The organism is Flavobacterium sp. (assembly GCF_039916025.1).
In the GTDB taxonomy this organism is placed as follows: Bacteria; Bacteroidota; Bacteroidia; order Flavobacteriales; family Flavobacteriaceae; genus Flavobacterium.
On the sequence record NZ_JBDSMB010000118.1, the window covers coordinates 1 to 10075 of the forward strand.

Annotated in this window: 10 protein-coding genes; 7 read left to right on the top strand and 3 right to left on the bottom strand. The window is 36.8% G+C overall.

Going from position 1 to position 10075, the window contains the following annotated elements; all coding sequences use genetic code 11:
• Window positions 1-40 precede the first annotated feature (40 nt).
• The 6 genes from nuoL to tnpA all read left to right on the top strand — a co-directional run bounded on the left by nuoL (window position 41) and on the right by tnpA (window position 7156).
• The gene (gene nuoL / locus ABIQ27_RS08350) at window positions 41-1927 is read left to right on the top strand and encodes an NADH-quinone oxidoreductase subunit L (protein WP_348033423.1); all 1887 of its coding nucleotides are present in this window, start codon (window positions 41-43) and stop codon (window positions 1925-1927) included.
• 10 nt (window positions 1928-1937) lie between these two features.
• A complete protein-coding gene (locus tag ABIQ27_RS08355; RefSeq protein ID WP_348033424.1) occupies window positions 1938-3374 on the top strand; it encodes an NADH-quinone oxidoreductase subunit M in 1437 nt (478 codons plus the stop codon).
• 10 nt (window positions 3375-3384) lie between these two features.
• The gene (locus tag ABIQ27_RS08360) at window positions 3385-4752 is read left to right on the top strand and encodes an NADH-quinone oxidoreductase subunit N (RefSeq protein ID WP_348033425.1); all 1368 of its coding nucleotides are present in this window, start codon (window positions 3385-3387) and stop codon (window positions 4750-4752) included.
• A 127-nt stretch (window positions 4753-4879) separates the two neighbouring features.
• Window positions 4880-6145, top strand: coding sequence for a Y-family DNA polymerase (locus ABIQ27_RS08365; RefSeq protein WP_348033426.1), 1266 nt, complete (start codon window positions 4880-4882; stop codon window positions 6143-6145).
• Complete coding sequence (gene umuD / locus ABIQ27_RS08370) at window positions 6139-6567, top strand: translesion error-prone DNA polymerase V autoproteolytic subunit (RefSeq protein WP_348033427.1); 429 nt, start codon at window positions 6139-6141, stop codon at window positions 6565-6567. The genes ABIQ27_RS08365 and umuD overlap by 7 nt, the downstream gene beginning before the upstream one ends.
• 127 nt (window positions 6568-6694) lie before the next feature.
• The gene (tnpA, locus tag ABIQ27_RS08375) at window positions 6695-7156 is read left to right on the top strand and encodes an IS200/IS605 family transposase (RefSeq protein WP_348033428.1); all 462 of its coding nucleotides are present in this window, start codon (window positions 6695-6697) and stop codon (window positions 7154-7156) included.
• A 263-nt stretch (window positions 7157-7419) separates the two neighbouring features.
• On the opposite strand, the gene ABIQ27_RS08380 is transcribed toward tnpA, so the two are convergent.
• Entirely contained in the window at window positions 7420-7896 is a 477-nt protein-coding gene (locus ABIQ27_RS08380) for a hypothetical protein (protein WP_348033429.1), read from the bottom strand.
• An 83-nt stretch (window positions 7897-7979) separates the two neighbouring features.
• Complete coding sequence (locus ABIQ27_RS08385; RefSeq protein WP_348033430.1) at window positions 7980-8339, bottom strand: hypothetical protein; 360 nt, start codon at window positions 8337-8339, stop codon at window positions 7980-7982.
• Window positions 8340-8522: 183 nt separating this feature from the next.
• Between ABIQ27_RS08385 and ABIQ27_RS08390 the strand changes: the two genes are divergently transcribed.
• The gene (locus tag ABIQ27_RS08390; RefSeq protein WP_348033431.1) at window positions 8523-9122 is read left to right on the top strand and encodes a ferritin-like domain-containing protein; all 600 of its coding nucleotides are present in this window, start codon (window positions 8523-8525) and stop codon (window positions 9120-9122) included.
• Between the two features lie 281 nt (window positions 9123-9403).
• Here ABIQ27_RS08390 and ABIQ27_RS08395 read toward each other — a convergent pair whose 3' ends face one another.
• Window positions 9404-9964, bottom strand: coding sequence for a helix-turn-helix domain-containing protein (locus ABIQ27_RS08395; protein ID WP_348033432.1), 561 nt, complete (start codon window positions 9962-9964; stop codon window positions 9404-9406).
• Window positions 9965-10075 lie beyond the last annotated feature (111 nt).

The following is a 10075-nucleotide window of genomic DNA, read 5'->3' on the forward strand; positions in this document are numbered from 1 at the left end:
TGATATTGCTAATTTAAAGAACTTAAAAGGATAATCTAAGATGGATAAAAATTTGGCTTTAGTATTACTCTTATCTCCATTTGCTGGATTTCTTTTCAATGTTTTCTTTGGAAAAAAAGTAAGCAAACGAATTTCAGGCGCAATCGGAACAGTAACTGTTTTTGTTTCTTTCCTGATGAGCATCTGCTTTTTTGCACAATTAAATCAAAACGGAAAACCATTTGAAATCAATTTATTTGATTGGATTTCGGTTCATAATTTCAACTTAAGTTTCGGACTTTTATTAGACCAATTGTCATTGCTTTGGTTGTTGTTCGTTACCGGAATTGGTTCATTAATTCACTTGTATTCCATCAGCTATATGCACGATGACGAGAATATGCATAAGTTTTTTGCGTATCTGAATCTGTTTGTTTTCTTCATGATTACGCTTGTAATTGGAAGCAACTTAGTAGTTATGTTTATCGGTTGGGAAGGCGTTGGATTGTGCTCGTATTTACTTATCGGATTCTGGTACAAAAACCAATCATATAACGATGCTGCGAAGAAAGCTTTCATCATGAACAGAATTGGTGATTTAGGTTTCCTGATTGGAATTTTCGCATTAGGCGCAACCTTTTCAACTGTAGATTTTCATGAAATGTCACTATATGTTCAATTTAAGGAATTAAATTCTTTTCAAATGACATTGATTCCAATAGCTGCTTTATGTTTGTTCATTGGAGCTTGTGGAAAATCGGCACAATTGCCTTTATACACTTGGTTGCCTGATGCAATGGCCGGACCAACTCCGGTTTCTGCATTAATCCACGCGGCTACGATGGTAACAGCCGGTATTTTTATGGTAACAAGAATGAATTTCTTATTTGACCTAACACCACAAGTTCAAAATATCATTGCCATTGTTGGCGGAGCTACGGCTTTAGTAGCCGCATCCATTGGTTTATTACAAAACGACATTAAAAAAGTATTGGCCTACTCTACTGTTTCTCAATTGGGATTAATGTTCTTAGCATTAGGATTGGGAGCTTATAATGTAGCAGTATTCCACGTAATCACACATGCTTTCTTCAAAGCTTGTTTGTTCTTAGGTTCAGGTTCGGTAATTCACGGATTACACGGCGAACAGGATATGCGAAAAATGGGAGGCTTGCGCAAAGCGATGCCAATCACTTTCTGGACGATGATGATTTCAACTTTAGCCATTGCCGGAATATTTCCATTCGCAGGTTTCTGGTCAAAAGACGAAATCTTAATGGTCGCTTTCGAACACAACAAAGTTTTATGGATTGTCGCCTCTATCGCTTCTATCATGACCGCTTTCTATATGTTCCGTTTAATGTATTTGACTTTCTTCAAAGACTTTAGAGGAACGCAACATCAAAAAGATCATTTGCATGAAAGTCCAAGTTTGATTACGATTCCATTGGTGATATTAGCGGTTTTAGCTTTTATTGGTGGTGCAATCAACTTACCTGGAAGCAATTGGCTGAACCATTTCCTGGAACCAATTTTAGCAGGAAAACACGAAGAGCATGCTTTGGGAAGCCAGGAATATATGTTGATGGGAATTGCATTGGCCGGAGCTGTTTTTGGTATTCTTTGGGCTTATTCTAAATACATCAAACAAGGATTTGTACCAAAAGAGGATTCAGAAATCACTGGTTTCAGTAAAGTAATTTACAACAAATATTATGTTGACGAATTCTATACTTTCTTAATTGTAAGACCTTTAAACAGCTTGTCTAATTTCTTTAGAACGACCTTAGAACCTGCTCTTGGAAAAGTGGTTTTCAGTTTTGGAACTATTGCCAATGGCCTTGGAACACAAGGTAAAAAATTACAAACGGGTAGTATCGGATTGTATTTATTCGCCTTTGTCATTGGTGTTCTTGGCATCATAACTTATTTATTTATAGCAAAATAATTTTTACATAATGGATGTAACTACTATATTATTATTACTGTTGGCTGGTGCTTTAATCACCTATTTTTCCGGAGATAAATTAGCTTCCAAAGTGGCGCTGGTTTTTAGCTTAGGAGCACTCGCAGTTACTCTGAATTTACTTTCTGTATATACTTCCGGCGGAAACGTAAGCTTTATGTGCAACTGGATTGATGTTCCAAAAGTATCCTTAGCTTTTAAAGGCGATGGCCTTTCTTTAGCAATGGTTTTATTGACAACCGCTTTAACGCCATTGATTATTTTCTCATCATTTGGCAACAGCTTCAAAAACAGTAAAAATTTCTATGCTTTAGTATTATTCATGGCATTTGCTATGACCGGAACATTCTTAGCTGCCGATGGTTTGTTATACTATATCTTCTGGGAATTAGCGTTGATTCCTATTTACTTCATTGCTTTAATTTGGGGTAATGGCGATGCCGAAGAACGTAAAAAAGCAGTAGTGAAATTCTTTATTTACACGCTTGCAGGTTCACTTTTCATGCTTATTGGTTTTGCTTATTTATATTCAAAAGCAAATAGCTTCCTTTTAGAAGATTTATACAAATTGAATTTATCGGCTACAGAACAATGCTATATTTTCTTTGCTTTCTTCCTAGCCTACGCTATCAAAATTCCGATTATTCCTTTCCATACATGGCAGGCAAAAGTATACCAAAAAGCACCAACCGTTGGAACAATGCTTTTATCTGGTGTTATGCTGAAAATGGGATTGTACAGCATCATTCGTTGGCAATTACCAATTGCGCCACAAGCAGCAAAAACATATATGCCGGTACTAATAGGATTGAGTATTGCCGGAGTTATTTATGGTTCAATAGTAGCCTTACGCCAAAAAGATTTGAAAAAATTACTTGCTTATTCGTCATTGGCACACGTTGGTTTAATCGCAGCAGGTTGCTATACTTTAACGCTTGACGGATTAAGTGGTGCGGTTTCACAAATGATTGCCCACGGTTTTGTTATCGTTGGTTTGTTCTTCGTTGCAGAAATCATTTACAGAAGATACGAAACCGGAACTATTGATGAAATGGGCGGAATCAGAACACAAACGCCAAGATTCTCTTCGATGTTTATGATTTTGGTTTTAGCATCAGTGGCGCTCCCGGGAACATTCAATTTTGTTGGAGAGTTTACCGTTTTATACAGCTTAGGTCAGGTCAATATTTGGTTTGTAATCTTAGGCGGAACGACCATTATTTTGGGCGGGTATTATATGCTGAAAATGTTCCAGAATACCATGTTGGGTGAAACCAATGCCAAAACTTTTGCAGATGTTACCACCAATGAAGCGATAACATTAGTCGTTATCATCGGCTTTTTATTATTCTTCGGTTTGTATCCAAAACCGTTAGTAGATTTGGTAATGCCGAGTATAAATCAAATTTTAGAAACTATAAATAGATAAAAGTCCAGAAATGAATACATTAATTGCCATATCAGGTTTAGGTGTTTTTTGCCTTATCGCTGAAATCTTTAATTTAAGAAAGCTATTGGTTCCGGTTGCTGTTCTTGGACTGTTAGCTATTCTTGGACTTACCATATCTGAGTTTAATACACCGGCTTCTTTTTACAACAATATGATTGTGGTGAACAAGTTCTCGGTTGCGTTCTCGAGTTTATTTATCATTCTGACTATCTTCTTGGTGGCTTTGAGTGGCGACTTCTATAAAGATCATCCAACAAAGATTTCTGATTTTATTGCAATAAAAATTTTCCTTTTAGCCGGAGCTGTTGCGATGGTTTCTTTTGGAAATTTATCGATGTTCTTCTTAGGAATTGAAGTACTATCTATCTCATTATATATTCTGGCGGCAAGTAAAAGATTAGATGTGAAAAGTAACGAAGCGGGAATGAAATATTTCTTAATGGGTTCGTTTGCCTCCGGAATAATCCTATTCGGAATCTGTTTGGTATATGGTGCTACAGGGTATTTCGATATGGCAGAAATCTATGATTTATCGCAAGGCGCAGGTTTACCGGTTTGGTTTCCAATTGGGATAACATTAATCATTATCGGAATGTTGTTTAAGATTGCGGCAGCTCCGTTTCACTTTTGGGCTCCAGATGTTTATGAAGGCTCGCCTTCGATGACAACCGCTACGATGAGTACATTGGCAAAAGTAGTTGCGATGGCTACACTTTATAAATTATTGAGCGGCTTAACAACCTTATCTGATAAAGTCGAATTGCTGATTGTAATTATATCTATTCTTTCGATGACTGTCGGAAACATCATGGCATTACGTCAAAACAATGTAAAACGTATGTTGGCATTTTCGGGTGTATCTCATGCCGGTTTTATGCTTATGGCTTTGCTTAGTATGTCAACTGCAGCTTCTACATTATTATATTATACTGCGGCTTATGCTTTGGCCGGAATTGCTTCTTTTGCCGTAATTATTTATATGACAAAAGATAAAGGCAACGAAGATGTTGTCAACTTTAATGGCTTAGGAAAAACAAATCCATTATTGGCTGCAATACTTACAGCATCACTCTTATCAATGGCTGGAATTCCGATTTTCTCCGGATTCTTTGCTAAGTTTATGTTGTTTGCGAATACTATGAAAGCAGGTTATTACGTTGTGGTTATTGCGGCTGTAATCAACTCGATCATAAGTGTGGGTTATTACTTCAAACTGATTTTGTCTATGTATACCAAAGAAGCTTCCGAAGATAAAAAACCAGTTCCTTTTGTATATTACGCAGTAGCGGTTGTTGCTATTTTGCTAAACATTCTGATGGGAATTTATCCATCATTTGTAACCAATTTGCTAAATTAAAAACCCCTTTTTTAAAATATAATAGAATCCATCAAGAGTCATTTTGATGGATTTTTTATTTATCAACAATTCTCAAAATTAACTTTTGTGTAGGCCAAAACATTCGGCTATTTTGTAAATTTACCACATGTATGCTTTAGTCGATTGCAATAACTTTTACGCTTCCTGCGAACGTGTTTTTCAGCCAAAACTGAACGGCAAACCCATTGTTATTTTATCCAATAACGATGGCTGCATTATTTCGCGCAGCGACGAAGCAAAAGCTTTAGGCATTCCGATGGGTGCACCCGAGTTTAAAGTGCGGCAGGAATTAAAAGAAAAAAACATCCATGTCTTTTCTTCCAATTATCCTTTGTATGGAGATTTGAGCCATCGTGTGATGAAAATCCTCGAAGGTTTCACGCCGCATATTGAAGTGTATAGTATTGACGAAGCGTTTATGAATTTTGACGGTATCAATGTCGACTTTCATGATTACGGAATCCAGATAAAATCCCGCATACAAAAATGGCTCAGCATTCCGGTTTGTGTTGGTTTTGCAGAAAGCAAAGCCTTATCCAAAGTCGCCAATAAAATAGCCCGGAAGTTCCCCGAACAAACCAAAGGCGTTCATGTTATTGACACCGAAGAAAAGCGCATAAAAGCCTTGAAATGGACCAAAATTGAAGATGTTTGGGGCATTGGTTTCCGATTAAAAAAGAAAATGAAAGCCAAAAATATCAACACGGCTTATGATTTTACGTTGCCACAGCACGAATCTTATATCAAACTGGTTATGGGCGTTACAGGTCTGCGCCTGAAAATGGAATTGGAAGGAAAACCGATGATAAAACTTGACGATCCTTCAGAAGATAAAAAGAGCATCGCCATTACGCGAATGTTTAAAACCAAACTTACGGATTTTGATGAAATCAAAGAACGTGTTTCTACTTTTGCTACGGTCTGCGCCGAAAAACTGCGACAGCAAAAATCCTGCTGCAACAGCCTGATTGTACTTTTGATAAAAGATAAGCATCAGAAAAATGATGGTGGACGGACTTATTTCAATCAGATGGAAACGTTGCCTTTTGCCACCAATTCAAATCTGACCATCAGCAATGCAGCTGTTGCTATTTTGAAAAAACTCCACGAACAGGGAGAACGCTATTCAAAAGCAGGCGTGATTGTAACCGGAATAATTCCCGAAAGCCAAAAGCAGTTTCATTTATTTGAGGATGAAAATCCAAAACACATAAAACTGATGCAGGTCATGGACAGCTATCATAAAAAAATTGGTGAACGCAAAATTCGACTGGGCAATCAGGATTTACAACATACGTGGAAAATGAAACAAGAATTTTTGTCTAAAAGAAGCACCACTGATTTTACTGAAATTCTGGAAATACAATGTTAAAAACCAACCTCACATTCTTTACTCCAAATTCAGAAAACAGCAGAGAGCTCCCTTTCGTTGGTAGCATCAAAGCCGGATTCCCATCACCTGCTGCCGATTTTGAAGGAGACTCAATAAGCCTTGATAAAGTTCTGGTAAAAAATCACCAAGCTACTTTCTATGCCAAAGCAGATGGTAATTCGATGACTGGCGCCGGAATTGACGATGGTGACATTATGGTTATCGACCGAAGCCTGGAACCTTCGGATAATAAAATTGCAGTATGCTGCATTGATGGTGAATTCACCGTAAAACGAATTAAAATTGAGAAAGACGGTATTTATCTGATTCCTGAAAACAAGGATTTCCAGCCCATCCAAATCACAGAATCCAACCAGTTTATTGTTTGGGGAATTGTCACGTTTGTGATTAAGGCTGTTTAAAAAGTATACAAAAACTATACTTTAAATAATTTACCATTCGTTATTTTAGCACAAATCAAAAAATTCAACCTTAAACCATAATCCCGTAGGGATTAAATATCGGTAGCCCCGTAGGGGCAAAAATATAATGGCAAATACGTATACACAAATACACATTCAATTTGTTTTTGCGGTAAAACACAGGAATGGTTTAATTTATTCTTCTTTTAAAGATGAATTATATCAATATATTTCAGGGATAATACAAAATCACGACCATAAGGTATTAGCCATTAACGGTATGCCCGACCATATCCACATCCTGATAGGGATGAGGCCCACACAATCAATTTCTGATTTATTGCAGGACATAAAAGGAAGCTCTTCAAAATGGATTAATGAGAAGAAATTTTTAAAAGTAAAATTTGAATGGCAGGAAGGTTACGGAGCATTTTCCTATTCTAAATCGAATGTAAATGCAGTTATTAATTATATTAAAAATCAAGAAGAACACCATAAAGTTAAAACTTTTCAGGAAGAATATTTAAAATTATTAGACGTTTTTAAAATAGAATTTGATGAACGGTATATCTTTAAGAACCCTATATAAATATCATCCCTACGGGATTTCGTTTTCATTTTTATGCGCTTTACCCTTACCCATATTTAATCCCTAACGGGATTGCTAGCTAGATGATTAAGGCCGTTTAAGGCATACAAAAAGTGTAATTGAAATAATTCAGCATTCGTTATTTTAGCAGAAATCAACAAGCTTCAACCTTATCATAATCCCGTAGGGATTAAATATCGGTAGCCCCGTAGGGGCGAAATATAATGACATAAAAAAAGCAGGCTTTTAGCCCGCTTTTCATTTTAAAGATGTTTTTGAATCGTTTCCTGCCATTGCTGAGCCAGTTTCAATTCTTCATGCGCATATACCGGAACGATATAGTTTTTATCGGCGTCATGAAAAAGCACTGAGTTATCAGAAGCAGTTCCTTTTTTTGACATAAAAACCCACTCGATTCTTTTCAAGGCATTTGACTTGCCTAGTGGACTTGAGGTCGCCACTTCACAGCTTTCGCTTTGCTTTAAATCCTGAAAAGTCACATAAGGTTCTTCAAGATTGAAATCTATAAAAAGTAACCCTTTCTTTTGTGAATCCATACCCAAAACCTTTCGGCCTTGGTTGGCAATTAATTGAAATTGATATTTATTATCCTGACTGTTTTGGGCAAAAAGGGTCTTGATTTGGTTTTGATCTAATTTATGTGCTCTTATTACAAAATAAAGAGGAAAGGCCACGATTAATAGTAATACGAGACCAATGATTATTACTGGTAAATCCATTTTAATTTATTTAATAAAGTTAGTATTGCTATCCAGTTTGGATGCAATGAAATCAATTTTTAGAAGCTAAAAAAGGAAATACTTTACCAAAAAATATGGAAAGGGAACAAGAGCCTGGAGACACTTTCACAGCGATTAGCGTCTTGTAAAATTATAGTTGTCTGTCCGTTTGAGCTTAATTCTGAACTGCTTTCTTCCGTAAAGGTCGAAGCAAAATAACTCGGGTTTGCAGGGTTAACAGTATGTTCTGGCATCATAGTAACATGCACTACTTGGGGTTGCAGCATGTTTTTATGGGCAGCGTTTTCTACTTTGTTAAAAGCTGTTTTTCCTTGTTTCTGAAATTCAGTTACATTTAAAATAGGCTTAGCCGCCACTGAATAGCTGATAAGCAACAGTAGGGCTACTATTTTTCCAAACGTAAAGAATTTCTTTGTGGACATGCTGCAAAAATACCGCTTATTTATTGGGAGCATTGGTAAAATAAAGTTAAAGTATGCCTCTGACTTTTTGATTAATGCAACCAGGTTGCAGAGCAGGTAGAAATAATGTAAATCCAAAAAACAATCTTGTAAATGATTTGCACTAAACTAATGTAGCTTTGATATTCTAAAATAATAACTATTATGAAAACAGCAACCACTACAAAAAAGCCATCTGCTAAAAGCACTGTAGCAAAAGCAACATCCCCAACCGCAAAAGGAAAAGTAAAACCAAAAAGAACTGCCGCAGAAGGCTTAAGAGATTTATTCATTGATGAACTCAAAGACATATACTGGGCGGAAAAAGCTTTAGTAAAAGCATTGCCAAAAATGGCTAAGAATGTCACCACTCCACATTTAGCAACCTCTATTGTGAACCATCTTCACGAAACCGAAAACCACGTAACGCGTTTAGAGGAAGTATTCAGCCTGATGGGTGAAAAAGCAGTTGCCAAAAAATGCGATGCCATGGACGGCCTGCTTAAAGAAGGTGAAAGCATCCTTGAGGATACAGAACCGGGAGCAGTACGTGATGCCGGTATTATACTTGCCGCTCAAAAAGTAGAGCATTATGAAATCGCAACTTATGGCACATTGGTAGCTTTTGCCGGAACGCTTGGTGAAGTACGTGTCGCTGAACTGCTTAAAGAAACTCTTGATGAGGAGAAAAATGCGGATGCTATCCTTACCTATTCTGCTTATCACAATATCAACTTTGAAGCTGAACTAGCTGACGAAGAATAAACAATTTTCACTACTTACTTACTCTGAAAACCTACATTATGAAAATAGTGTGGGTTTTTTAATGTTTTGTATAAGCTACACAAGACTGCGAGTGGCAATCCTTCTCTTACTATCAAATCTTGATAAAAATGTACCACCCCGTCACCAATAAATTGGCGCCACCCCTCCTAAATTAGGAGGGAGCTTTTTTCGTTTAATTTAAAAAGGATATTTTATTAAATAATGAATGTGGCTCCCTCCTTTTTAAGGAGGGGTTGCTCAGCTCTGCTGAGACGGGGTGGTTAAAGATCGCCCGAACGGACAATCGTTATTTGTCCCAGTCTTGACTCAATTACCTTTTTTTCAAACTCCAGCACTTCCAACTTAATTTGAGACTCCTCCAAAACAGCTAAACCTTCAACTTCTAATGATCTGGAAACCTTATACGCTATATCTCTGAGCAGGTCCGTCTTAGCAACATCTTTATTAAAGCTATGAACAGTCAAGAAATCCAGCACAGGTAAAGCTTTTGATCTATTAGCGTGTTTTTTCTCGATGGTTGCTATTTTTCTGGCTGTCTTTTGCAGTTGATAATCATTTTCCAATTTCAATTCTTCAAGTTTCTGTTGCACCTCGGCATGCTGTTGTTTACTATAGGGTGATTTTTTATTGGCCATTTCTGGAGCCATTACATGTTTCAGCATTTCAGCCAGCAACTGGATAGCAGCTAAAGGCAAATTTCCTTTTCCTATTTCATACATCGACAGTTGGCTTCGGGTGACTTTTAATATCATCGCCAATTCTTCCTGCGTAAACCCTAAAAAATCTCTGATAGTTGGTTTATGTTTTCTGATTTTTCTCATGACAAATTGTTTTTATTTTACAGCATTTTTTTTGAAGCATTTTTTTTTGCTACAAAAATTTTGCCAAACTTTTGTAGCAATTTTTTCAAATTTGGAAAAAATGCTAGGGGG

What these genes read in the sequence shown, in the direction of transcription:
- nuoL (WP_348033423.1), top strand. Translation starts at nt 41, where the DNA reads ATGGATAAAAATTTGGCTTTAGTATTACTCTTATCTCCATTTGCTGGA.
- ABIQ27_RS08355 (WP_348033424.1), top strand. Translation starts at nt 1,938, where the DNA reads ATGGATGTAACTACTATATTATTATTACTGTTGGCTGGTGCTTTAATC.
- ABIQ27_RS08360 (WP_348033425.1), top strand. Translation starts at nt 3,385, where the DNA reads ATGAATACATTAATTGCCATATCAGGTTTAGGTGTTTTTTGCCTTATC.
- ABIQ27_RS08365 (WP_348033426.1), top strand. Translation starts at nt 4,880, where the DNA reads ATGTATGCTTTAGTCGATTGCAATAACTTTTACGCTTCCTGCGAACGT.
- umuD (WP_348033427.1), top strand. Translation starts at nt 6,139, where the DNA reads ATGTTAAAAACCAACCTCACATTCTTTACTCCAAATTCAGAAAACAGC.
- tnpA (WP_348033428.1), top strand. Translation starts at nt 6,695, where the DNA reads ATGGCAAATACGTATACACAAATACACATTCAATTTGTTTTTGCGGTA.
- ABIQ27_RS08380 (WP_348033429.1), bottom strand. Translation starts at nt 7,896, where the DNA reads ATGGATTTACCAGTAATAATCATTGGTCTCGTATTACTATTAATCGTG.
- ABIQ27_RS08385 (WP_348033430.1), bottom strand. Translation starts at nt 8,339, where the DNA reads ATGTCCACAAAGAAATTCTTTACGTTTGGAAAAATAGTAGCCCTACTG.
- ABIQ27_RS08390 (WP_348033431.1), top strand. Translation starts at nt 8,523, where the DNA reads ATGAAAACAGCAACCACTACAAAAAAGCCATCTGCTAAAAGCACTGTA.
- ABIQ27_RS08395 (WP_348033432.1), bottom strand. Translation starts at nt 9,964, where the DNA reads ATGAGAAAAATCAGAAAACATAAACCAACTATCAGAGATTTTTTAGGG.